The organism is Sphingomonas sp. TF3 (assembly GCF_003985085.1).
GTDB lineage: Bacteria > Pseudomonadota > Alphaproteobacteria > Sphingomonadales > Sphingomonadaceae > Sphingomonas.
Genome location: NZ_RWKS01000017.1, coordinates 1 through 22,960, shown reverse-complemented (window position 1 = coordinate 22,960; position 22,960 = coordinate 1). Strand labels below are relative to the sequence as shown.

General features: G+C 65.7%; 19 protein-coding genes. 13 read left to right on the top strand and 6 right to left on the bottom strand.

Features of this window, described 5'->3' with window-relative positions; translation table 11 throughout:
• Positions 1–3: 3 nt before the first annotated feature.
• Together shc and EJC47_RS14985 are read left to right on the top strand one after the other, a co-directional pair.
• Complete coding sequence (shc, locus tag EJC47_RS14990; protein WP_126848742.1) at positions 4–1,953, top strand: squalene--hopene cyclase; 1,950 nt, start codon at positions 4–6, stop codon at positions 1,951–1,953.
• The gene (locus EJC47_RS14985; RefSeq protein ID WP_126848741.1) at positions 1,950–2,678 is read left to right on the top strand and encodes a phosphorylase family protein; all 729 of its coding nucleotides are present in this window, start codon (positions 1,950–1,952) and stop codon (positions 2,676–2,678) included. Before shc ends, EJC47_RS14985 begins: the two co-directional genes overlap by 4 nt.
• On the opposite strand, the gene hpnH is transcribed toward EJC47_RS14985, so the two are convergent.
• Together hpnH and ispH are read right to left on the bottom strand one after the other, a co-directional pair.
• Positions 2,601–3,746, bottom strand: a complete 1,146-nt coding sequence (hpnH, locus tag EJC47_RS14980) for an adenosyl-hopene transferase HpnH (RefSeq protein WP_033965809.1) — start codon at positions 3,744–3,746, stop codon at positions 2,601–2,603. The two genes, EJC47_RS14985 and hpnH, sit on opposite strands and share 78 nt — an antisense overlap.
• Positions 3,747–3,754: 8 nt before the next feature.
• Positions 3,755–4,714 (bottom strand): 4-hydroxy-3-methylbut-2-enyl diphosphate reductase, encoded by a 960-nt coding sequence (ispH, locus tag EJC47_RS14975; RefSeq protein ID WP_033965810.1) that lies wholly within the window; start codon positions 4,712–4,714, stop codon positions 3,755–3,757.
• 282 nt (positions 4,715–4,996) lie between these two features.
• Here ispH and EJC47_RS14970 point away from each other — a divergent pair, with 282 nt between their 5' ends.
• Together EJC47_RS14970 and EJC47_RS14965 are read left to right on the top strand one after the other, a co-directional pair.
• The gene (locus EJC47_RS14970; protein ID WP_033965811.1) at positions 4,997–5,602 is read left to right on the top strand and encodes an ABC transporter substrate-binding protein; all 606 of its coding nucleotides are present in this window, start codon (positions 4,997–4,999) and stop codon (positions 5,600–5,602) included.
• A gap of 5 nt (positions 5,603–5,607) precedes the next feature.
• A complete protein-coding gene (locus tag EJC47_RS14965) occupies positions 5,608–6,603 on the top strand; it encodes an MlaA family lipoprotein (protein WP_126848740.1) in 996 nt (331 codons plus the stop codon).
• Here EJC47_RS14965 and EJC47_RS14960 read toward each other — a convergent pair.
• The 3 genes from EJC47_RS14960 to EJC47_RS14950 all read right to left on the bottom strand — a co-directional run bounded on the left by EJC47_RS14960 (position 6,600) and on the right by EJC47_RS14950 (position 10,561).
• On the bottom strand, positions 6,600–9,194 hold the full coding sequence (locus tag EJC47_RS14960; protein ID WP_126848739.1) for an MMPL family transporter: 2,595 nt from the start codon (positions 9,192–9,194) through the stop codon (positions 6,600–6,602). The two genes, EJC47_RS14965 and EJC47_RS14960, sit on opposite strands and share 4 nt — an antisense overlap.
• Positions 9,191–9,670, bottom strand: a complete 480-nt coding sequence (locus tag EJC47_RS14955) for a DUF2141 domain-containing protein (RefSeq protein WP_126848738.1) — start codon at positions 9,668–9,670, stop codon at positions 9,191–9,193. Before EJC47_RS14955 ends, EJC47_RS14960 begins: the two co-directional genes overlap by 4 nt.
• A 93-nt stretch (positions 9,671–9,763) precedes the next feature.
• On the bottom strand, positions 9,764–10,561 hold the full coding sequence (locus tag EJC47_RS14950) for a hypothetical protein (RefSeq protein ID WP_126848737.1): 798 nt from the start codon (positions 10,559–10,561) through the stop codon (positions 9,764–9,766).
• A gap of 134 nt (positions 10,562–10,695) precedes the next feature.
• On the opposite strand from EJC47_RS14950, the gene EJC47_RS14945 reads away from it, so the two are divergent.
• The 7 genes from EJC47_RS14945 to EJC47_RS14915 all read left to right on the top strand — a co-directional run bounded on the left by EJC47_RS14945 (position 10,696) and on the right by EJC47_RS14915 (position 18,468).
• Entirely contained in the window at positions 10,696–11,409 is a 714-nt protein-coding gene (locus EJC47_RS14945; RefSeq protein ID WP_185867686.1) for a DUF4129 domain-containing protein, read from the top strand.
• Positions 11,406–12,620 carry a hypothetical protein gene (locus EJC47_RS14940; RefSeq protein WP_126848735.1) on the top strand — a complete coding sequence of 405 codons (1,215 nt, stop codon included), beginning with the start codon at positions 11,406–11,408 and terminating at the stop codon, positions 12,618–12,620. Before EJC47_RS14945 ends, EJC47_RS14940 begins: the two co-directional genes overlap by 4 nt.
• Positions 12,602–13,588: an AAA family ATPase gene (locus EJC47_RS14935; RefSeq protein ID WP_126848787.1), complete on the top strand. Its 987-nt coding sequence runs from the start codon at positions 12,602–12,604 to the stop codon at positions 13,586–13,588. The genes EJC47_RS14940 and EJC47_RS14935 overlap by 19 nt, the downstream gene beginning before the upstream one ends.
• A complete protein-coding gene (locus EJC47_RS14930) occupies positions 13,585–14,895 on the top strand; it encodes a DUF58 domain-containing protein (RefSeq protein WP_126848734.1) in 1,311 nt (436 codons plus the stop codon). Before EJC47_RS14935 ends, EJC47_RS14930 begins: the two co-directional genes overlap by 4 nt.
• A complete protein-coding gene (locus EJC47_RS14925) occupies positions 14,892–15,938 on the top strand; it encodes a stage II sporulation protein M (RefSeq protein ID WP_126848733.1) in 1,047 nt (348 codons plus the stop codon). Before EJC47_RS14930 ends, EJC47_RS14925 begins: the two co-directional genes overlap by 4 nt.
• Positions 15,919–16,785, top strand: coding sequence for an RDD family protein (locus tag EJC47_RS14920; protein ID WP_126848732.1), 867 nt, complete (start codon positions 15,919–15,921; stop codon positions 16,783–16,785). The genes EJC47_RS14925 and EJC47_RS14920 overlap by 20 nt, the downstream gene beginning before the upstream one ends.
• Positions 16,786–16,869: 84 nt before the next feature.
• The gene (locus tag EJC47_RS14915) at positions 16,870–18,468 is read left to right on the top strand and encodes an FAD-binding protein (RefSeq protein WP_171010496.1); all 1,599 of its coding nucleotides are present in this window, start codon (positions 16,870–16,872) and stop codon (positions 18,466–18,468) included.
• Here EJC47_RS14915 and EJC47_RS14910 read toward each other — a convergent pair.
• Entirely contained in the window at positions 18,396–20,201 is a 1,806-nt protein-coding gene (locus EJC47_RS14910; RefSeq protein ID WP_185867685.1) for a hypothetical protein, read from the bottom strand. The genes EJC47_RS14915 and EJC47_RS14910 overlap by 73 nt on opposite strands.
• Before the next feature lie 138 nt (positions 20,202–20,339).
• Here EJC47_RS14910 and EJC47_RS14905 point away from each other — a divergent pair, with 138 nt between their 5' ends.
• Both EJC47_RS14905 and EJC47_RS14900 read left to right on the top strand, forming a co-directional pair.
• Positions 20,340–21,692, top strand: a complete 1,353-nt coding sequence (locus EJC47_RS14905; RefSeq protein WP_185867684.1) for a patatin-like phospholipase family protein — start codon at positions 20,340–20,342, stop codon at positions 21,690–21,692.
• Between the two features lie 118 nt (positions 21,693–21,810).
• Positions 21,811–22,960, top strand: a 1,150-nt coding sequence (locus EJC47_RS14900; protein WP_185867683.1) for a TonB-dependent receptor plug domain-containing protein, incomplete at its 3' end; no start/stop codon positions are given.

Genomic DNA, 22,960 nt, shown 5'->3' with positions numbered 1-22,960 from the left:
GGCATGAGCATCGATACGATAGACCGCAGCGCCCTCCTGGACGAAGCCGACGCTACCGCGAGCAAGGCGGCGGCGGCGCTGGGCGGGTTGCAGAATGCGGACGGGCATTGGGTGTTCGAGCTGGAGGCAGATGCCACCATTCCGGCCGAATATGTGTTGCTGCGCCATTATCTGGGCGAACCGCGCGACGCCGAGATCGAGCGCAAGATCGGCGTCTATCTGCGCCGCATTCAATCGCCGACGCATCACGGCTGGGGCCTGTTTCATGGCGGCGCGTTCGATGTCAGCGCCAGCGTAAAGGCCTATTTCGCGCTCAAGATGATCGGCGATTCGATCGATGCGCCGCATATGGTGCAAGCGCGCACGGCGATCCACAAAGCGGGCGGCGCGGCGGCTGCCAATGTCTTCACGCGCATTCAGTTGGCGCTGTTTGGCGCGGGGCCGTGGAGCGTGGTGCCGACGCTGCCGGTCGAGCTGATCCTGCTGCCGCGCTGGTTCCCGGTGCATCTCTCCAAAATGTCCTATTGGGCGCGCACGGTGATCGTGCCGCTGCTGGTGCTCGCCGCCAAGAAGCCGGTCGCGCGCAACCCCTCGGGCGTGCTGGTCGACGAACTCTACACCGCCAAGCGCGCCAAGCTGGTCAGTAAGGCGGCGGGGACCAAGCAGGCGTGGACGACCTTCTTCAACGGCCTCGATGTCGTGTTGAAGGGCGTCGAGCCGCTGTGGCCCAAGGGCACGCGCCAGCGCGCGATCGACGCCTCCGTCACCTTCGTGACCGAGCGGTTGAATGGCGTGGACGGGCTGGGCGCGATCTATCCGGCGATGGCCAACAGCGTGATGATGTTCGATTGCCTGGGTTACCCGCAGGATCACCCCGCGCGGGCGCTTGCGCGCGAATCGGTCGAGAAGCTGCTCGTCGTCAAGGAAGACGAAGCCTATTGCCAGCCGTGCGTCTCTCCGGTGTGGGATACAGCACTGGCCTCGCACGCGATGCTGGAAGCGGGCGGCGAGGAAGCCGAAGCGCGCGCGGCGGCGGGGCTGGCGTGGCTGAAGCCGCTGCAAGTGCTCGACGTGAAGGGCGACTGGGCTGACGAAAAGCCCGATGTCCGCCCCGGCGGCTGGGCCTTCCAGTATAATAACGCGCATTACCCCGATCTCGACGATACCGCCGTGGTCGTGATGGCGATGGACCGCGCCAAGGACCGTACCCCCGCCGCTTATGACGAATCGATCGCGCGCGGGGTCGAATGGACCGTCGGGCTGCAAAGCAGGGATGGCGGCTGGGGCGCGTTCGATGCCGACAACAGCTATCATTATCTCAACAACATCCCCTTTGCCGATCATGGCGCGCTGCTCGATCCACCGACCAGCGACGTTACCGCGCGCGTGGTGTCGATGCTGGCGCAATTGGGCGAGACCGACACGCCCAGGATGAAGGCGGCGCTGGCCTTCCTCGAGAAGGAACAGATGTCCGATGGCAGCTGGTTCGGGCGCTGGGGGGTGAATTACATTTACGGAACCTGGTCGGTGCTGTGCGCTTTGAACGCCGCCGGGCTCGATGCGAAGCATCCGATGGTGCGCAAAGGGGCCGACTGGCTGATCCACATCCAGAATCTCGACGGCGGCTGGGGCGAGGATTGCGAGAGCTATGCGCTCGATTACAAGGGCTATACGCCTGCGCCCTCGACCGCGTCGCAAACCGGCTGGGCGCTGCTCGCGTTGATGGCGGCGGGCAAGGTCGATCATCCCGCAGTCGAGCGCGGCATCCGCCATTTGATCGCGACCCAGGCGGCGGACGGGCTGTGGGGCCAGGAGAAATATACCGGCGGCGGTTTCCCGCGCGTCTTCTACCTGCGCTATCACGGCTATCCGGCCTATTTCCCGCTCTGGGCGGTGGCGCGCTATCGCAACCTGAAGCGCTCGAACGATCCGCGCCCGGCGTTCGGGATGTGACGATCCTCGTCGCCTGCGGGCTGACGCGCGAAGCGGCGATCATCGCGCGACCGGGCTTGGTCGTGGTGGCGGGCGGCGGCGATGCGGCGCGGCTGGAGCGTGCGCTTGAGGCGGCGGTGGGTGGCGTTTCTGCGGTGCTCTCATGCGGCGTGGCGGGCGCGCTCGATCCGGCTTTGCGGGCGGGGGATGTGGTGGTCGGCGATCTTCACCCACCGTTCGTTTCGAGCGAAGTCGAGAAACCTGGCACCACCGCAGGTTTCTCGACTTCGCTCGAAACGAACGGACGGTTGGTGGCGTGGCTCGCCTCCGCGCTGCCCAATGCCCACCCCGGCACCATCGTCGGCGCGGACCAGATCATCGCCTCCACCGCCGAAAAAGCCGCGCTCCATGCCGCCACCGGCGCAATCGCGGTCGACATGGAATCGCACATCGCCGCCCGCGTCGCCGCGCGCCACAACCTCCCGTTCGCGATCCTGCGCACGATCTCGGACAGCGCCGATCACGCGCTGCCCCCCGCCGCTCTGGTCGGCATGAAGCCCGATGGCGGCGTCGCGCTCGGCGCGATCCTTGCCTCGCTCGCGCGCAACCCGGCGCAACTCCCCGCGCTGATCCGCACCGGGCGGGAGGCGGGGGCAGCGTTCAGTGCGCTACGCCGCGCGCTGGGTGCGCTTGAAGCCCTCGGGATCGGCGGCCTTGATCTTCGCGAGTTCACGCTCGACGTGTAGCGAGTGGACGTCGCTCGCCTTGCGGGCGTTGGACAGGTCGATATCGGGGGCCATCGGCCCTTCGGTGCGCACGCCGTTGCGGCCGATCGCGAACATCTTCAGCGGATGGCGGATCGAGTCGCTCGCAGCCGTGCCCTCGAACCCGCAATGCACCATGCAGTTCGAGCACTTTTCATACTTGCCGACGCCGTACTGATCCCAGTCGGTGCCTTCCATCAGCTCGGCAAAGGTGTCGACATAGCCTTCGCCGACCAGATAGCACGGCTTCTGCCAGCCGAAGACGGTGCGCAGCGGCATCGACCACGGCGTGCATTCATAGGTCTGGTTGCCCGCGAGGAAATCGAGGAACAAAGGCGAGTTGGTGAAGGTCCACGCCTTGCCGCCATCGCCTTTCCGGAACACATCACGGAAGAAGTTCTTGGTGCGCTCGCGCGTCAGGAAATGCTCCTGGTCGGCGGCGCGCTCGTACGAATAGCCGGGCGAGATGGTGATCTCGACGCCACGCTTCTGCATCTCGTCGAAGAACGCAGCCAGGCGGGTCGGGTCTGCCCCATCGAACACGGTGCAATTGACCTGCACGCGGAAGCCCTTGGCCTTGGCCATTTCGATCGCTTCGATCGCGACTTCATAGGTGCCGGCCTGGTCGACCGCATGGTCGTGCATGCCCTTGTCGCCATCGAGATGGATCGACCAGGTGAAGTATGGCGACGGCTTATAGTCGTCGATCTTCTTCTTCATCAGCAGCGCGTTGGTGCACAGGATGACGAACTTCTTCTTGGCGATATAGCCCTGGACGATCTTGGGCATGTCGCGGTGGAGCAACGGCTCGCCGCCCGCGATCGAGACGGCGGGCGCGCCGCATTCGTCGATCGCGTCCATGCACTGGTCATAGGACAGGCGCTGGTTGAGGATCGCATCGGGATAATCGATCTTGCCGCAGCCCGGGCACGCCAGATTGCAGCGCAGCAGCGGTTCCAGCATCAGCACGAGCGGATATTTGCCGCCCTTGATGTGGTTTTTCAGGGTGTAGGCGCCGATGCGCGCAAGCGGGGCTAAGGGAAGGCTCATGGGGGTTCCTATGCGCTCAAAACGCGCTGTTGGGAAGTTGCAGGCGGGTCGCGCAACTCACGCGGCAGACCGAATTCGAGCGATTCCTCGACGCCTGCCAGCTGTGTCACCTCGACCGGACCAAGTTTGCGCAGCGCCGCGATCACGCTGTCGACCAGCTCGTCCGGCGCGGACGCGCCTGCAGTGAGGCCAACGCGCTCGACGCCCGCGAACCACGCCGGATCGATCGCGCTGCCATCGGCGACGAGATAGCTCGGCAAGCCCTCATCCTGCCCGAGATCGCGCAGACGGCTGGAGTTGGAGCTGTTTTCGGAGCCCACCACCAGCAGCAGATCGGCCACCTTGCAGAGATCGCGCACCGCGCTCTGGCGGTTCTGCGTTGCGTAGCAGATTTCGGAAACGTCGGGGCCGATCAGGTTGGTGAAGCGCTTCGCCAGCGCGGCGATCACATTCTTGGTGTCGTCCACGCTCAGCGTCGTCTGGGTGATATAGGCGATCTCGGCATCCTCGGGGATGTCGAGCGCAGCGACATCGGCCTCGGTCGAGACGAGATGGACGGGCGCATCGACTTGCCCGCGCGTGCCGATCACTTCGGCATGGCCTTCATGCCCGATCATCACCAGCGTCCGCCCGGCCTTGGCATAACGCCGACCCTGCAAATGCACTTTGGTCACCAGCGGACACGTCGCGTCGAACACCGGCAGCTTGCGCGCCTTGGCCTCTTCCTCGACGGTACGGGCGACGCCGTGCGCGCTGAACACCGTCATCGCGCCCTCGGGCACGTCCGACAGTTCTTCAACGAACACCGCGCCTTTTGCGCGCAGCGTGTCCACGACGTGGCGGTTATGGACGATTTCGTGGCGGACGTAGACCGGCGCGCCGTAGCGGTCGATCGCGCGCTCGACGATCTCGATCGCGCGTACGACGCCTGCGCAGAAACCGCGCGGGTTGGCCAAAATTACTTGCAAAAACTGTCCTTCCGTCCGCTCAAATGCCGAAAACCGGGCGCGGGGCCGGAGGGCACGCACACGGATCCGTCATGTATGCCTCCCGGCCGCTTATTCTAGCCGCGTCGCAGCATAAAGAAAGCAGGAAAACCTATATCTTCGGATGGGTGGTTTCCCGGCCGGGCACCCGATAGCGCCTAAAGCGTTCATCGGCGCTACAGCGGTTTGTGCTAGGGCCGTTGCGGTGATAACGGCCAGACCAACTACCTGGGTCATCGCCAAATGTCCCAATAGGAGCTTTCGATGATTTTCTCCCTGCGATACGTCGTGCCGATGGTGGCATTGTGCAGCGCGGTTCCGCTTGCCGCGCAAGCCACCGATCCGGCGCGGGCCCCCGTCCAGACCCTGAACGATGGATTGCTGACGATCATGAAGGGCGGCAGCGCGCTCGGCACGCAAGGCCGAATCGCGCGGATCGGCCCGGTCGTCGACCAGACCTTCGACATCGGCCTGATCACGCGGCTGTCGGTGGGGCCCGATTGGGTAAAGGTGGCCCCGGGCGACCAGGCCACGCTGGTTTCGGCGATGCGCCGCATGACGGTTGCCCAATATGCCTCGAACTTCAGCACCTATGGCGGTGAGAGTTTCAGCATCGACCCCCGCGTCGAGACGCGGGGCACAGACAAGCTGGTACGGACGACGCTTTCCGCGCCGAAGGGGGACGCGGTCCCGATCGGCTATCGCTTGCGACAGAGCGGCGGCAAGTGGAAGATCGTGGATGTCTATTACAAGAATGCGATCAGCCAGTTGGCGACGCGGCGCGCCGATTTCGCGAGTGTTTTCGCCAAAGGCGGTGCCAAGGCCCTGATCGCGCATCTCGACGACTTGGCCGCCAAAGGCGGGCGCTAAGCCGGGTGACGATTCGATCGACGACCAGCGCGCTGGCGGTGGCGATCGCGCTGCTGGCCGCGCCCCTCACGGCTGCACCGCAGTCGGCACCCGCGCCGGTGGCGGCGGGGGGGCAGGCGACGCCGCCCGTCGTGGCGCTTGCCCCCGTCACCGCCGGGCAGGCGTCCGTGCGTCATCATCACCATGCCAAGGGCGATTCGCTCGAAGGCTTCAATCGTGTGATGTTCTCGATCCATCAGTTTCTGGACCGGATCTTCCTGCGTCCGGTCTCGATGGCGTATAAAAAGATTGTGCCCAAGGTGGTGCGCACCGGCATCCGCCATGTCTTTTCCAACGTCGGCGAGCCGCTCGTTTTCGCCAACGACCTGCTGCAGTTGAAGCCCAAACGCGCGATCAGGACGCTGGCCCGTTTCGGGGTCAATTCCACCATCGGGATTGGCGGGTTGCTGGACGTCGCCAAGACGTCCGATTTCAACCTGCCGCATCATGACAACAGCTTCGGCAACACGCTGGGTCGATATGGGGTGGGGCCGGGGCCCTATATCTTCCTGCCGCTGGTCGGCCCCAATACGCTGCGCGACTTCGGGGCCGGGGTCGGCGAGGGATCCGTGCTGCCCCTCACCGTCGGCACGCCGTTCGATCGTGCCGAATATCAGGCGGCCCAAGCCGGGCTCACCGGGATAGATTTGCGCGCAGAATCCGATGCGGAGTTGAAGGCGCTGTTGGGCGCGGCGGTGGACCCCTATGCGACCTTGCGGTCGGCCTTTTTGCAGGACCGCGCGGCGACCATCGCGGAACTGCGCCACGGCACCAAGCAAACGAGCAGCCCGCTCGACGATCCCTTGAACGATCCCGGCGCGACGGAGGCGGTGCCCGCTGCATCCGCATCCGCTGGGTCGGCCAAGCCTGCTACCGACGACCTCCCAGCCGACCCGGCTCCGCCCGCCGACGAAAAGTCGGCGGCACCCAGCGCTCCCGCACAGCCAAGCCCCGCGCCCTAACCCTTTTTCGGGCGCGGCGGCCCGAGCAGGGCCGGTTCGAAGATTAACGCGCACACCAGGGTCCAGGCGAGCGAGATCATCAGGATCTTGCCCATGCTTGCCGTGCCCGGATGGTGCGACAGCCACAGGCTGCCGAACGCGCTGCCCGTTGCCAGCGCGCTGAACAGCACTGCGCGGGCGAGGCTGGATTGCAGCAAATCGGTCGCGCCACCGCGCCACGCCATTACGAAATAGATGTGGAAGGCGACGCCGACCCCGAACAGCAAGGGAAAGGCGATGATGTTGGCGAAGTTGATCGGCTGACCGATCAGCACGCAACTGCCCAGTGTCAGGAAACCCGAGAGGACGACGGGCGCGAGGGTGAAGGCCACCTCCTTGATGTCGCGCAGCACGAGGAACAGCAGGCCGCTGACGAGCGCGAGCGCGAGAAGCCCGGCCTCGACGAATGCCCAGGCGACGGTTCCCGCCGCTTCCTGCGTTGCCACGGGCAAGCCGCTGGCATCCGGCGCGACAGTGCGCACCGCCTTGGTGAAGCGGCGCAGCACGGCGTTGTTGTTGCTGTCGCCCTTCGGGAATACCTGCACCAGCGCGCGGCCATCCTTGGCGATCCAGTTTCCGGCGATTTCCGGCGGCAGCGTGGCGCGTGTCACCGCCTCGGCTTGCAGTGTGGCGCGGATCTGGTTGAGCATCGTATCCAGCGGAGTCACCAGCAACGTCGTCGCGCGGGCGCGGTCTTGCGGTGTGCCGACGGCCAGGCGTGCAAAGGCGGTGGCCAGTCGACGCGCACTTTCCGCAGCGGGGCCAGGGTGGCTGGCAGCGACCGCGCGCAATTCGGCGGCGGTGCGCGCCAGCGCCGCCGCAGAGTCGGCATCGTCTGGCGGTGGCGTCACGTCGAACGGGTTGATTGTGGCGTCGAGCAGGAGCGACGCATCCTGCACCAAAGCGAGCTTGGTCTCCTGATCGGCAGGGACGAAGCTGTCGACCGACACCGCCTCCGCCACTTCGGGCAGTGCGCTCAGCTTCTCGGCCAAGGCCTTGGCGGCGTCGGCATTGGGCGCGAGCAGGTTGATCGTGTTGGGGGTGCGCAGCGGGTCGCGCATCAGATCGTTTAGCGCGCGCATCGCCGGGCCGTCCTTGGCGCGCAAGTGGAGCGGATTAAAATCGAACTGGACGAAGGGCAGCAAGGCGATGCTGCCCGCCATCGACAGTCCGAACGCCCACAACACCGTCTTGCGGTGGGTATGCAGCCAGCGATCGATGGGGGCGGCTTCGGCAAAACCCACTTCGCGGCGGGGCGCACCGGGCTTGAGCAACATCAGTATCGCCGGGAGCAGCGTGACGCTGGCGATCAGCGCGACGACCATGCCCAGCCCGGCAATGATGCCGAGTTCGGCAATGCCGATATAGTCGGTCGGCAAAAACGCGCCGAAGCCGAGGAACACCGCCCCCGCCGCCAGCGCCAGCGGCGCACTGAGCGCCACCGCTGCGCGTTGCAGCGCGGTGCCGGTATCGGCCCCGTCGAGCCGCTCGGCATTGAAGCGCACCGCGATCTGGATGCCGAAATCGACGCCCAATCCGACGAACAGCGGGATGAAGGCGACGGAGATGAGGTTGAGCGCGCCGACCGCGAGCAGGCCAAGCGCGGTCGTCACCACCAGCCCGGCGACGATCGTTACCACGATTCCTGCGACGATCTTCACCGACCGGGTGGCGAACCACAAAGTCACCAGCATCGCGGCGGCCATCACCAGCCCGACAAAGCCGATATTCTCCTCCAGCGTAGCGAATTCCTCGTCGGCCAGCGGCACTTCGCCGGTGGTGCGCACGGTCACGCCATGCGCCTGGTCGAGGCCGAGCTTCGTCGCCTGTGCCTGGATCGCGGCAACGGCATCCTCGCCGGGCTGGAGCGCGCCATAATCGAGCTTGGGTTGAGCAAGGATCAAGCGGCGGAGCGGCGGCGCGGCCCCCGCGCCGGGCTCGGCAAAGAGCTGCTGCCATGAGAAATAAGCGGGTTTGCCTGCCGCCAAAGTTTCCAGCGCAGCCGCCATCGTCCGCATCGGGCGATCGATCCGCGAGAGCGGCACATCGCCGTTGGTGACACCGGTCAGCATCGTCGAAAACGCGCCGGCAATGCCGCGCAAAGACGGATCGCCGGCGAGCGGGCCGAGCAAGGGCTGTGCGTCGATCAAGGCCTTGGTGGACGCTTTTACCGACGCGGTCGAGCCGAACAGGAGCCCCTCGCGGTCGAAGAACGCGCCGCCATCGGGGCGCTGCACCGTGCGGAAATGGCGGGTGTCTTCGGCGAGCGCTGCGGACAATTTCGCGGTGGCGGCTTCGGCCAGTTCGGGCGTTTTGCCATCGACGATTACCAGCAGCACGTCGGACAGTTGCGGAAAGGCGGTCTCGACCGCTTTCTCATTCTGCCGCCACGCGATCTTGGGGGAGATCAGCGCCGCGGTGTCGGTCGTCATCGCGAAATGGCTGGCGGCATAGAGCGCCGCGCCTGCGACCAGCGCGAGGCACACCGCAAGCACCGCGAACGGCCGCTTGACGCCAAGCGCGACGAGTTGCTGGATGCGGTGCGCAATCACTGCTTGGGCGCGTCCGGGCCTGTGAAATAGCGCAATTTCAGGCGGATCGTCTGTTCCTGCCCGTCATAGTCGAACACCGCTTCCTCCCATTTCGGTGGGGCCAGGCGGATCTTGGCATCGTTGGAAAAGCCGACGCCTTCCTTGGGAATGCCGAACAGCGCGCGGTCGATCTTGCCATTGCCATTCTGGTCGTAAAACACCTGCGCGGCATAGCGGCCGGGCTTCAGGCCGGTCAGCGTCACCGTCGTCTGCCCGATCCGGGCGGGGGCATCGGCCGAGGTCGGGCAATCCTTCAGAAACTGCGCCTGGGTGCACAGATCGACATGCACGCGCCCGGTGCGGGCACGGACATTGTCCACCGCGACATGCAGCACGCCGCTGGGCGCGCCCGCGCCGAGCGCGAGCATGGCGAGCGGAAATAGCGCAAGCCGCGACCAAAAAGGATGCGGGTGCAGGGCGGAGAGGATGCGATTCATGGCGGGGCCCTTAGACCAGATCAGGGCCGGATTGGAACCACCGGCCAACGCCGCGTGCTAAGCCGATTCACGGTGAACGCGCGCTGAAGCGCCTTAGCCGAAGATATCGGTCAGCGCTTCCGCGGCAGGGCCGTCTTTCCAGTTGCGCAGTTCGACATAGAGCGAGGTCTGGATCGTCGAGATGATCGTGATCACCAGCGTGGACGATACCGCGCTGACCGCAATAAGCCCGATCGACAGGCCCTGGCCCTGCGCGGCATTGGCCAAGTTCTGGAAGCCGATCAGCGCGAGGAAGAGCACGCCGACCACCGCCGAAATGATCCAGTAGATCACCAGCACGACCAGCTCGAGCGCGAAGATGTTCCAGCGCGCACCCTTGGTCAGTGCCGCGCTGCGTCCGAATGCGCCGAAAATGCCCGAATTTTCTTCGACCAAGGCGGGGGTGGCGACCGACAGTATCACGTAAAGGATGACGCCCGGCACAATCAGCAAGGCCAACCCGAAGATCACGATCAGCCCGAGCAAGATCGCCAACCCAAAGAGCGGCAGGATTTTGCGCAATCCGGCAAGCGCGGATTCGGCGAAGCTGACGGGCTGCCCGTCGCTATAGGCGACCGTCGCCCGGACCAGCGCGCCTTGCGCCAGAAAGTTGAAAGCCAGTGTCAACAGCGCCACGCCCGCCGTCAGCAGGAGCGTGGTGGAGTCGAACGGCAGCGTCTGTGTCGCCCGTGGGCTTTGCAGGAGAGCCTTGAGGATAACGCTCGGCAACGCTCCGAACAGGAACGAAATGCCGAACATTGTCAGCGGATTGGCACCGATTGTTGCGAAAGCGCGGTTGAAAACCCGGCCAATCGACATGCGACGGTCCGATGCTGCTGCGATAGTCGCCATGTCTGCGTATCCCCCGACCCAAGACCGTTGTCAGGGTGGCGGATGCGATCCGCTTCGTCCAGCGCAATTTGCGGATTGCGCGAAGGAAGAGTTGGTTTAGTTTGAGGGGGGTAGCGACCCATGCTGCCGGGGGAATGACAGTGAGCGGGGGTACATCGCAGCAGGTGGCAACCGCTACCGACCGTTTCGCTGCGGCCCATGCGGCGCTCAAAGCCGATTCGACGATTCAGTTCACGCTACTCCCCGCGCCGCCGCCGCCCGAGCCGCCCTTGTGGCTGATTCAGTTTGGCAAATGGCTGCAGCAGGTGCTTGCCCCGATTGGACGTTTTTTCGCGTGGCTGGACGGGCTCTTTCCCAACTGGCCTTATGCCAAGATCTTCTTATGGACGGTGTTGGCGTTCGCTGTGGCGGCGGTGCTGTGGGCGGCCTATCAGCGCATCCGCTACGGCGAATGGCGCTTGCCGCGCTTTCGCCGCGCCCGTCCGTCGGCGATCATGCCCGAAGATGAAGCCGGGTGGGAGCCGGAGGCGGCACCGGTGCGTGAATGGCTGCGCGAGGCCGATGCGCTGGCGGCGGCGGGGCGCTATGCCGAGGCGGTGCACCATTTGCTGTTCCGCTCGATCGACGACATCGCCCGGCGTCGCCCGCAATTGGTGCGCCCGGCGCTGACCAGTCGCGAACTCAGCGCGTCCGAGGCGATTCCGCCATCGGCGCGCGGCCTGTTTGCGGGGATTGCGCGCCTGGTCGAGCGCAGCCTGTTCGGGGGACGCCCTGTTGCCGCCGATGACTGGCAGAGCGCGCGCGCGGCTTATGCCGATTTCGCGCTGCCCCGGACGTGGCGCGGATGAGCGACATCGCGATCGGCACTGCTGGGTCGAGCTCGGGCGGGTTCTCCGTGCGCACCGTCGGCATCATCGTGGGGGCAGGGATTGCCTTGTTCCTTGGGATGCTGGTGCTCGGGGCCTATGCGCCTGATCTGCGCTCGGGCCGCAATGGCGGGGCGCACGCGCTGTCGAATGCCGCCACGGGGTTTAGCGGGATCGTGCAGCTGGCGGAGGCGACCGGGCATGGTGCGCAGATCGTGCGCGATGTGCGCGCGCTCGATACCGAGGATCTGGTGGTGCTGACGCCCGAGACCGGACGCACCGACATGAGCAAAGTGATCGAGCAGCGCGCGCTCAAGCCGACGCTGGTGATCCTGCCCAAATGGCGCACCGTCGCCGATACCGAGCATTCGGGGTGGGTGCGCTATCGCGGGCTGCAGCCGACGTTCGAGCCCGAGGGTGTGCTCGCCCCCAAGAATGACCTGAAGATCGCGCGCCATCCGAGCGGTGGGCGGCCGTTGGTTGGGCTGTCCTGGATGCCCGCCGACGTGCACTTTGCCGCGCCACGCCCGTTACAAACAATGGCGGGGGCTGATCTGAAGCCATTGATTACCGACGATCAGGGCGGGATTGTGCTGGGCCAGATTGGCGAGCACCCGTTCTACGTGCTGGCCGACCCCGATTTGCTGTCGAACATCGCGATGCGCGACCCGAAACAGGCGCGCTCGGCGTTGGCGTTGCTCGATTTTCTCAATGCGACGGGCGCAAAATCGGTGCTGTTCGACGTGACGCTGAACGGCTTTGGCCGGTCGCGGACGCCGCTCAAGCTGGCGTTCGAGCCGCCCTTCCTTGCGATGACGTTGGCGGTCGCGGCGGCGGTGCTGCTCGCCGGCATCCAGGCGACCGCGCGGTTCGGCGCGCCACGGCGGCGCGAGCGCGCGATTGCGTTCGGCAAGACCGCGCTGATCGACAATGCCGCCGCTTTGGTCCGCAAGGCGCGGCGGCAAGGCGCGTTGGGCGCGCGCTATGTCGATCTGGTGCGCGAGCGCGCGGTGGGTGTGTTCGGGGTGCCCGCGCGGCTGCGCGATGGCGCGCTCGACGCGCATCTCGACGGCCTTACCGATCGCGCGCGTTTTTCGGATCTGGCCGAGCAGGCGCGCGCCGCGCGCCATCCACGCGATATGCTTCAGGCGGCGCAGGCGCTGCATCGATGGTTATGGGAGAAGACACGGTGACGGGTGCAATCACGACAGTCGAGGACGTGGCGGCGCTGGCCCAGGCCATTCGCGGCGAGATCGGCAAGGCGGTGGTCGGGCAGGAACAGACCGTCGAGGTCCTGCTGGTCGGGCTGTTCGCGGGCGGGCATGTCCTGCTCGAAGGACCGCCGGGCACCGCCAAGACGCTACTCGCGCGCAGTTTTGCGCGCGTCATCGGGCTCGATTTCGGGCGCATCCAGTTTACGCCGGACCTGATGCCGGGCGACATCATCGGTGCCAATCTGTTCAACTTCCAGACCAGCACCTTCACGCTGACGCGCGGACCGATCTTCACCGATCTGCTGCTGGCCGACGAAATCAACCGCACCCCGCCCAAGACGCAGGCGGCGTTGCTCGAGGCGATGCAGGAACGCACCGTGACCATCGACGGCGAAAGCCTGTCGCTGGGCGAACGCTTCATGGTGGTGGCGACCCAGAACCCGATCGAACAGCAGGGCGTCTATCCGCTGCCCGAGGCGCAGCTCGACCGCTTCCTGTTCAAACAGACCGTAGACTATCCGAGCGCGGCGGAGGAGCGCCGCATCATCGCCACGCATGGCGCGCACGGCCATGCGATGGAGCCTGCCGAATGGGGCGTTGCGGCCGTCGCCAATGCCGCCGCCATTGCCGATGCGATCACGGTGGTCGGGCAGGTGCGGCTGGTCGACGAGGTGATCGATTATATTGCCGCGCTGATCCGCGGCACGCGCGGTGTCGCCGATCTGCAAAGCGGCGCGAGCCCGCGGGCTGGCGCGATGCTGGCGGGCGCGGCGCGTGCCCGCGCGGCGATCGACGGGCGTGATTTCGTCATCCCCGACGACGTGAAGGCGCTGGCCCCTGCGCTGCTGCGCCACCGCCTGATCCTGTCGCCCGCCGCCGAGATTGACGGGCGCGCGATCGAAGATGTCGTCGCCAGCATCATCGAAACAATCGAAGCGCCACGGTGATCTACCCGACGCGCACGGCGGTGCTGGCGGCGGCGGCGGGCGCACCGGTCGCCTTGCTGCTGGCGGTAGCGATGCCCGGGCGCTGGTTCGTCGGGCTCGCCTGGCCGATCGCCATATTGGTGATGACCGCCGTCGATGCGCTGGCCGGGCGGCGCGCGGGCACCGCCAAGATCAGCGTGCCGTCGAGCGCCTCGGTCGGCGCGACCGTGGAGGCGGTGGTGAGCGTCGCCCTCGACGGGGCGCGTGCTCCCGCCAGTGCCGAGGTCGCCATTGCGCCGGGCCCGCTGGTAACGGTCGACAATGACGGGCGGATGTGGATCGCGCTCCGGGAAGGACGCGGCGCGGCGGTCCTGCCGCTGGCAACGGTGCGGCGCGGGACGGCGCGGTTCGAGCAGTTGTGGTTGCGCTGGCGCGGGCCGCTCGGGCTGGCGTGGCAGCAGCGGGTGATTGCGACGGCGGCGACCTTGCCGATTCTGCCCGACATCCGCCCGCTGCACGATCGCGGCGCGCAGATTTTTCAACGGCACGCGCTGCAAGGCTTGATCGCACAGATCGAGCGCGGCGATGGGGCCGATTTCGAGGCGCTGGTCGAGTTTCGCGCTGGCATGGACCGCCGCGCGATCGACTGGAAACAATCGGCGCGGCAAACCAAGCTCCACGCCAAGGAATTCCGTACCGAACGCAACAACCAGATCGTGTTCGCGGTCGATGCCGGGCGGCAGATGTGCGAGCCGGTCGCCGGGCTGCCGCGCATCGATCGCGCGGTCTCGGCGATGTTGCTGACCGCATGGATCGCGCTGAAGCTGGGCGACCGCGTCGCGTTGCACGCGTTCGATTCGCGGCCGCGCATCGCCAGCGGGGTGGTGTCGGGGATGCCCGCCTTCGCCAATTTGCAACGGCTGGCGGCGGCGATCGACTATAGCGGCGAGGAAACCAACTATACCTTTGCGCTCACCACGCTGGCGGCACGGCTGACGCGGCGCTCGATGATCGTGCTGTTCACCGAATTCACCGACCTGACCTCGGCCGATTTCATGGTGCGCGCGGCGGCACGGATCGTCGACACGCATTTGCTGCTGGTGGTGGTGCTGCGCGACGAGGAACTAGAGCGCATCGCCGATGCTACCCCGGTCACTGCCGACGACGTGACTCGCGCGGTGACGGCGGCGGCGCTGTTGCGCGACCGCAAGCTGGTGCTCACCCGCTTGCAGCATCTGGGGGTGCATGTGATCGAGGCCGATCATGATCGCGTCGGCGAACGGTTGGTCGCGGGCTATGTCGATTTGAAGCGGAGGAACCTGCTGTGACCGACGCCGCCCCCGCCGCTGTTTCTGCATTCGCGCCGCCGCAACCGGTGCTGGTCAATGCCAGCCGCTTTCGCGCCGCCCATGCCGCCGATTGGGAGCGGCTGGAATATCTCGTCTCGCGGATCGAACGCCGCTCGGTGCGCGCGCTGCAGGATGAGGATTTGCTGGCGCTGCCCTTGCTGTATCGCTCGGCGCTGTCGTCGTTGGCGGTGGCGCGAGAAACCTCGCTCGACCGCGCGCTGATCGTCTATCTCGAACAGCTCTGCACCCGCGCCTATTTCCAGCTTTACGGCGTGCCGAGTTCGGCGCTGAGCCAGTTGGCACGCTTCTTCCGCCACGCCTGGCCCGCCGCGATCCGTTCGATCTGGCGCGAGACTTTGGTCGCCTTTCTGCTGACGGTGGCCGCGGCAGTGGTCGGCTATGTGCTGGTGCGCGGCGATCCGAGCTGGTTCTTCGGCATCGTCGGCGAGGGCATGGCGCAGGGGCGCGATCCATCGGCCTCGGTCGAAAGCCTGCGCCAGACGTTGTACAATACCAAGGATCAGGATGCGCTGGCGACCTTTGCCGCCTTCCTGTTCACCCACAATGCGCAGATCGCGATCTTCGCCTTTGCGCTGGGCTTTGCCTTTGGCGTGCCGACGGTGTTGTTGATCGTCTATAACGGGCTGACGCTGGGTGCCTTTCTCGCGGTGTTCGCGCCCAAGGGGCTGGGCTTCGGCTTTGTCGGCTGGATCATGATCCATGGCACGACCGAACTGTTCGCGATCATCCTGTCGGGGGCGGCGGGGTTCCGCATCGGTACCGCGATCGCCTTTCCCGGACGCCAGGCGCGGATGGATGCGGCGGTGGCGGCGGGCAAAAGCGGGGCGACGGTGATGGCGGGCACGGTGGTGATGCTGGCGGTGGCCGGGGTGCTGGAAGGGATCGGGCGGCAGACGGTTACCGCCGATCTGTCGCGCTATGCGATCGGGCTGGCGATGCTGGCTGGCTGGCTACTGTATTTCTATCTGCCGAGGGGTCGCCATGGCGTTGTTCAGGCGTAACCGGACGCGCCGCCCGAAGGGCCCGCAATCGCTGCGGCGCAGCTTCGTCACGCCCGAAGGCGTCGATCTGCAAATCGAGCTGGGCGGGGCGGGAGTCCGCGCCGCCGCCTTCATGGTCGACGCGGTGGCGATGTTGATTCTGCTCGTCTTGGCGACGATCGCCATCGTCTTGCTGTTCGTGGCGAGCAAGCAAAGCGCCCTGGCGATCCTGTGGTTGCTGGGCTTCTTCGTGTTGCGCAATGGCTGGTTCGCGCTGTTTGAGATGGGCGGGCGCGGGGCGACGCCAGGCAAGCGCTTGATGGGCCTGCGCGTCGTCGCGCGCGATGGCGCGCGGCTGACCGGGGGGGCGGTGATCGCGCGCAACGCAATGCGCGAGATCGAAGTGTTCCTGCCGCTCAGTTTCCTGATGTCGCAAGCGGTGCAGGGGTTGGCGGACAGTTTCGCGACGATCTTTGCGCTGGGGTGGAGCGGCATTTTCCTGTTCTTCCCGCTGTTCAACCGCGACCGGCTGCGGATCGGCGACCTCCTCGCCGGGACATGGGTGGTGCGCACCGTGCGCGGCGAGCTTGGCGCGGATCTGGTCGTCGCGAGCGAACGTGCGCGGCGCGTGTTTCCCGAAGCCGCGCTCGATCTGTACGGCGTCTACGAGTTGCAGACGCTGGAGGAGGTCCTGCGCAGCGGGCGCGAGGATGCCATCGCCACCGTCGCCGCCACGATCCGGCGCAAGGCGGGGCTACCGGACGATCATGACGATCGCGGCTTTCTCGACGATTATTATGCTGCCTTGTGCGGTCGACTTGAACGCGGACTGCTGGTCGGGCGGCGGCGTGCGGATAAATTCGCCTGAGCCGCAGCGATACCGCCCGATTTTCACGCGATTCGGACAGCTTTGCGGCAAGGCGCGCGCACCTTAGTGTTCGGAGGAATGCGCGTGCCCTCGCTGTCTTGGTCCACCACGCCGCATTGGCGCAATTACCACCACACGCAGGATCGGCTGCAGGTCGAAACTGCGGCGTTGATTCCGGGACCTGGACCGAGCGAGGCCATTCCGGCGCTGCGCAAGACCGCCGAATTGTTGGGCGCGGTGCTGGGGCATGCGGCGCAAAAGCGTGCACCGGTCAATGTGCTCGGTTCGGCCTGGTCGTTCAGCGACATTACCAAGGGGCCGGGCGGGCTGGCACAGACGACGCTGGCGCAACATATCTGGCGTGTCGATCCTGCCGATCTCGGTGCGGCGGCGGTGCACCGCGACCGCATGGTGCTGGCGCATGCGGGGACGACGATCCATGATCTGAATGCCTTTCTGGAACCCTCGCTCTCGTTGGCCACGTCGGGCGCGCATGACGGGCAGACGGTGGGGGGGATGCTGGGCACGGGCGTGCACGGTTCGGCGCTCAGCTATGGCGGTTTCCAAAATCACATTCGCGGGGTGCATATCGTAACGGGCCCAGGCGAATCGTGGTGGATCGAGCGCGGTCCGGTGCCCTGGCTCGCGGCGGCAACGGCGCGGACGCTGGCCAATCATGTTGTGCTGGAGGCTGACCTGTTCGAGGCGACGCTGGTCCATCTCGGTGGGCTCGGCGTCGTCAATGCCGTGCTGCTGGAGGCAGTGCCGGGCTTCGTCGTCGATCTGGTACGGGTAAAGCACCCGCTGACAGCCGCAGCGATCGCGCAATTGCAGGCGGGCGATTATGCGGGCTTCGCGCGCGAAGTGTGGCCGCCAAGCCGGGAAACGCCTTATTATATCGAGGTCATTCTCGATCCCTTTCACCCCTATGCCGGCTATCGGGGTGACGCCCACGATGCACTGGTGACGCTGTTCTACAAGCGCGAACCGAATCGCGTGGTCGCCCGGCTGGCGGCGCTGCCCGATGTTCCGCACGAACCGACCCATGAACCGCTCAACCTGCTCGGCCGGGCGCTGGCGGCGCAACCCGAACAGGATTTGCTGCTGCCCTTGCCGCAGGCGGTGGCGTGGCTGGTCGCACAGGAGTTCAAGCCCGAGCCCGCACCGGGCGTGGCCCCCCGCCAATTGACCTGGGGCGGGGCCAATGGCCCGCATGTCCGCCAGAAAATCCTCGGATGGGAAATCGAGCTGTACAATGCCGCTTATGCGATCGAGCGAGCACATTTAAGCACGACGCTGAAAACCATGCTGGATGCGTTCCATACCCATGGCGGCGGGCACCAGGTGTTCACGCTGCGCTTCGTCACCAAGGCTGCCGGGCTGATGGCCTTTACCCGTTTCGACGACACGGTGGTGATCAACATGGATGGGCTTCGCACCCTTAACAGCGCCGATGCCGCGCGGTGCGTGGCGCTGGCGCTGGAGCGCGAGGGCATCCCCTTCAGCCAGCATTGGGGCAAGCAGGGTGTCATCACCAGCACCCGGGTGATGCGCGATTTCGGGATGCCGAGCGACCCCCGCTCGCGCGCCGGGCGTTGGCGGGCGGCGCGTTATCGGCTGCTCTCGCCCGAGATGCGGGGCGTTGTGTGCAGCGATGCCTTGTCGGCCTGGGGCCTGGCATAGCGATCCAGCGCGGTGTCGAGCACCGCACGCATCCGCGGATCGCGAATGATCGCATCGATGCTCCGCGTGCCGCCCAGCGCACGCAGGCGGATGGCGTAGGGAGCCGCCTCCTGCTCCTCGCCGTTGAGGGTAAACGCCACAACCAGCGCGGCAAGGGTGACCGGGGCGTGCGGGAGATATTGCACAGCTTCGCGCAAGGCGGTCCGTGCGCGCATGACTTCGCCACAGGCGAGCAGGCCGAGTCCGATTCCGGTCAACGCTTGCGGCCGCACTGCCGAACGCGGGTTCATCCGCAGCGCCTGCTCGAAGCGCGTGATCGCCCGCGCCGGCTTGGCACGCGCAATGTCGACCCACCCGCCCCAGAACAGGCTGGCCCCCGATGCCGGGTGAATCTCGAGCGCCCGCTCGATCAATTGATCGGCGATGTCGATGTCTCCGCCAATGCCGACCAGCGTTCCTGCCGCATAGCCGAGCACGAACGGATCATCGTCGCCGTAGCGCAGGCAATGTTCATAGTGAGCGAGGGCCGCCGCCCGCGTCGCCGCAGGATCGTCCGCCCAGCCGAAGGCGAAGGTGATCGAATGGCAAAAGGCGGCAAGGGCGCTCGCCCAGGCATTGTTCGGCTCCAGCACCAGCACTTGCCCGGCCAGCGCGATCGCCTCCTCCATCGGGGCCCGTTCCCACTGACGGAACAGCGCATTGGCCCGCCAATAGAGATGATAGGCATCGGCGGTCGTTACCGGTTGTGCTGCGGCCCGCGTGCGCTCGGCGATCTCGACCGAGGAGTCGATTTGTTGCGCGACCGTCGCCGCGATCTCGGCCTGCACGTCGAACAGGGCGTGCAGCGCCGTATCGAAGTGCTGGGTCCAGATCTGTTCGCGCACCACACCATCGGTCAGGCGCACCTGAATGCGGATGGTCCCGCTTTCCCGCTGCACGCTGCCTTCGAGCAGATAGCGCACGCCCAGTTCGCGGCAAAGCGGGCCGTGATCCAGCGGGCGTTCCACGCGCGGGCCGGCCAGCACCACGAACAGCGTCGAGAACCGCGAAAGCGCATCCCCGATTTCGTCCGTAAAGGCGGCGGCAAGCGCGATATCGTCGGGGGCGCTGGACCGGGTGCTGAACCCGATCACCCCGACCGACGGCTTGCGGGACGAGGGAGCGAAACCGTTGGCCAGCCCGGACGTGGCGGGTGCTTGTGCGCTTTGCGCCGATACCGGCGTATCGGATAGCGCGACTCGCTCCCACGCTTGCACGTGCACATGTTCAATCAGCGTGCGGACATGCTGGCGCTGTTCGCGGAGCCAATCCTCGAATCCGTCCTCGCCAGGCAAATCGAGGCCTTCCAGCAATTCTCCGGGATCGGCGAGGGCGGGGGTACGCACATTGGTGACGTCGGTGTGGAGTTCGCGCACATCGACATCGATCCGGTCGAGGTCCAGCCGAACTTTTACGGAGTCCGCGGAGAGGAGCGGTGGCTCACCGGCTCCATTGATCGCCAGCCGCAAATTGGACAGTTCTCGGCGCAAGCTGGCGCGGGCTTGATCGGGATCGCGGCCGCCCCACAGTTGCGCTTGCAGCCAGGCGCGCGAGCGTTCGCCCGAGCGCGCCAGGGCAATCAGGGCGAGCAAGGCAATGCCCTTGCGGCTGGTGATCTGCAGGCGGGTGCCGTCAGGCGCGAACAGCCCAAACGCACCGAGCAACCGCAAGCGATGCGGTGTCCTGTTCTCCATGACCCTGTTCCCCGCGTCGCGCTTTCCGCCTCGCCCCCGCGACGGCTTTCACGTTTTTCGGACTCCAGTAAAACATCGTGCGTAGGTCGCGTCTATCGGCAAGTGCGAAATGGGTCCGAAACGGTTTGGGGGCATGCCATGCTGAAGGTTCGCGCAATGCTCGTCGCGACGATCGCGCTGGCGCTTGGCGGCTGCGCCACGCGGGGCGCTCTCCATATCGATTGCCCGCAATTCACCAAATATATCATAAAGATGCCGCGTTCGCAGCTCGTCGAAGATATCCAGGCAGATGCCGGCGCGGGGGGCCTCCAGGTTCAAGCGCTGGCGGCCGACCCGCGCGCCCGCTTTTCGCTTGAGGCAAGCCTTGCCGCAGGCGCGCGCAACGCGATGCGGCCGAAAGCGCTGCGCGTGCCGGAGGCGGCAATCGCCGCGCCGCCGGGAGATGCCGTGCTGCTGCTGTCGGGCGGCGGGCAATGGGGGGCGTTCGGCGTCGGCTTTCTAGACCGGTTGCGCAGCGCCCATCCCGATCAGTTTCCCCGCGCCCGCACCATTACCGGGGTCAGCACTGGCGGATTGCAGGCGCTGTTTCTTGCGGTCGGCACCGATCAGGCGTTTGCCGCGCTGCGCCAGGCCTATGCGCCGGGCAGCGAGAGCGATATCGTAAATCGCAACCCGCAATGGCAGGCGGTGATTACGGGGTCGATCGCGGGGCTTGCTCCCCTGAAACGCAAGGTGCTCGCCGCTTTGTGTGTCGATGGCGACCCGGCAAAGGGCTGCCCGATGATCGATGCGCTGGCCTCCGATGCCAGCGCCGATGCCTTTATCGGCTTCGTCGATGCCGAAAGCGGCGATTTCTATTATGCGCCGATCAAGATGATGGCGCGCACCCTGCCCAAGGCGGAGGCCCAGCAGTGCATCGCTGGCGCGGCGATCGCCTCGGCGGCAATGCCGGTGTTTTTCCAGCAGGTGAAGGTGGGCGACCGCGTCTATTATGACGGGGGTGTGCGGCAATCGGTGTTCGAAACGAGGATAGCTGCCCAGGCTTATGCCGAGGGTCGCGCGGCGGCGGTGATGGCGCAGTCGTTGGGCATGGCAAATCCGCCCGCGCCGCCGATGCTGTACGTCGTGCGCAACGGGCCGACGGTGCTGACCGACGACGCATCGCCGCAAAAAGGGGCGGATGCGCTGACCAATGCGCTTCGCGCCGAGGCGATCGTGGTCAACCAGTTGGAGGTGCAGTCGATTGCCGATTTACGGCTGGCCGATCCGACGGGGCCGATCGGATTGGTGACGGCCGACGGGTTCGATCGGCCGCCGGGCTCGTGCGTCAAGGAACCAAAGGACGCGATGTTTTCGCCAAGCTTCATGGCGTGTCTTACCCGGTTTGGCGCGGCGCGCGCCGATCGGGTGCCGCCGTGGCGCGCCTTGTCGCCGATCGCGCCGGGCGCGGAGCCGAGCGCAGTGCGCCTCAGCCCACTCTCAGTCCGTTGACGCGTTTCGTTACAATTTCTCAATCTCGAAATTGACGCGAACTTGCAACGAAACTGTCATGGCTAATCCATAGCGCATCCCTCACCGGGACGGACACCGAGTTGGGGAAACAAAAATCATGTCGATTCGCACCGAGGCGCACATGCGCCTGCTCGGCGTAAGCGCGTTTGCGCTTGCCGCCTCGTTTTGCGCCACCGCCGCTGCTGCCGAAACCGCGCCCGCCGTTGCGGCGGAGCAGCGGGCCGAACCCGCCCCCAAGACGGATATCGCCGAAGGCTCCGACATTGTCGTCACCGCGACCAAGGCCAATGAGCTCGCCCCGGTCACGGCATCGCTGAAGACGACGCAGCCACAGGCGATCGTGTCGCGCTCGTTCATCGAGGATTCGCTGCCCGCTACGGTCGACTTCAACCAGATCGCGCTGATCACGCCGAGTGTTTCCAATTTCGGCGGCAATAACGGCATCGGCCTGTCCGAATCCAAGGCGCAGCTCCGCGGCTTCCAGGATGGCGAATATAACGTCACCTATGATGGCGTACCGTTCGGCGACACCAACGACCCGACGCACCATTCGACCACGTTCTTCCCGTCAAACACGATCGAAACGCTGATCGTCGATCGCGGCCCCGGCAACGCCAGCAATCTCGGCCAGGCGACTTTCGGCGGCACCTTCAACCTGTTCAGCCGCGCAACGCGCGACGACTTTGGCGGCCAGATCGTCGGCAGCTATGGCAGCTTCAACACCTATCTTGCGCGGGGCCTGTTGCAGACCGGCACCTTTGCCAATGGCGCGCAGGCGGTGTTCAGCGGTCAGTACGTCCATAGTGACGGACGTACGAGCTATTCGAAGTACCAGAATTACAATCTGTTCGGCAAAGTGGTCGTCCCGGTTGGGCCGGACGTGAAGCTGACCTTCATCGCGACCTATAACAAGAACCGCTTCAACCAGGCCGACAGCGACGGCTCGACACTGTATCAACAGTCGCTTTATGGTAAATATTACGGGTTGAACAACGATCCGAAGTCCTCCCAATATTATGGTTACAATCATACCGATAAGACGACGGATTTCGAAATCATCAAGCTGGAAGCGAACCTCGCGCCCGGAGCAGTGTTCGAGAACCGCACGTATACTTATTATTATGACAACGAGACGCTCTCGGCCAATGACGTGACGACCGTTCCGGGCACGGTCTACAATACGATCGCATCGGACGGTAAAACCAAGATTGTCGGTGACATTCCGGGCTACACCAAGACCAACAAAT

Coding starts and splice junctions, on each gene's coding strand:
- hpnH (WP_033965809.1), bottom strand. CDS start 3,746: ATGAGCCTTCCCTTAGCCCCGCTTGCGCGCATCGGCGCCTACACCCTG.
- EJC47_RS14945 (WP_185867686.1), top strand. CDS start 10,696: ATGACAGTGAGCGGGGGTACATCGCAGCAGGTGGCAACCGCTACCGAC.
- EJC47_RS14910 (WP_185867685.1), bottom strand. CDS start 20,201: ATGGAGAACAGGACACCGCATCGCTTGCGGTTGCTCGGTGCGTTTGGG.
- EJC47_RS14920 (WP_126848732.1), top strand. CDS start 15,919: ATGGCGTTGTTCAGGCGTAACCGGACGCGCCGCCCGAAGGGCCCGCAA.
- shc (WP_126848742.1), top strand. CDS start 4: ATGAGCATCGATACGATAGACCGCAGCGCCCTCCTGGACGAAGCCGAC.
- EJC47_RS14970 (WP_033965811.1), top strand. CDS start 4,997: ATGATTTTCTCCCTGCGATACGTCGTGCCGATGGTGGCATTGTGCAGC.
- EJC47_RS14955 (WP_126848738.1), bottom strand. CDS start 9,670: ATGAATCGCATCCTCTCCGCCCTGCACCCGCATCCTTTTTGGTCGCGG.
- EJC47_RS14940 (WP_126848735.1), top strand. CDS start 11,406: ATGAGCGACATCGCGATCGGCACTGCTGGGTCGAGCTCGGGCGGGTTC.
- EJC47_RS14950 (WP_126848737.1), bottom strand. CDS start 10,561: ATGGCGACTATCGCAGCAGCATCGGACCGTCGCATGTCGATTGGCCGG.
- EJC47_RS14935 (WP_126848787.1), top strand. CDS start 12,602: ATGGGAGAAGACACGGTGACGGGTGCAATCACGACAGTCGAGGACGTG.
- EJC47_RS14905 (WP_185867684.1), top strand. CDS start 20,340: ATGCTGAAGGTTCGCGCAATGCTCGTCGCGACGATCGCGCTGGCGCTT.